General features: G+C 68.0%; 1 protein-coding gene. It reads left to right on the top strand.

The genetic code is table 11. The features are described from left to right. The coding region (locus AAZU54_RS27445) for an RHS repeat domain-containing protein (protein WP_434727916.1) at positions 1-241 on the top strand (241 nt) is incomplete at both ends.

The following is a 241-nucleotide window of genomic DNA, read 5'->3' as shown; positions in this document are numbered from 1 at the left end:
GGGAAATCGGCCGCGTGCAAGGCAACGGCCTGCAGCAACGCCAGCAATGGACGGCCAACGGCTACCTGCACACGCAAAGCCTCACCCGGCCCGGCAGCAACGACTACCTGCGCAAGCGCCAGCACCATTACGACCCCGCCGGCCAACTGACCACCATCGACGACAGCAACCGCGGCACGCTCAGCTACCGCTACGACCCGCTCAACCGCCTGCTCGGCGCACACAGCCGGCTAGGCGCGGA

The sequence above is a fragment of the Pseudomonas sp. Je.1.5.c genome (assembly GCF_051129895.1).
Lineage (GTDB): Bacteria > Pseudomonadota > Gammaproteobacteria > Pseudomonadales > Pseudomonadaceae > Aquipseudomonas > Aquipseudomonas urmiensis.
This window is presented reverse-complemented; position numbering and strand designations above follow the sequence as displayed.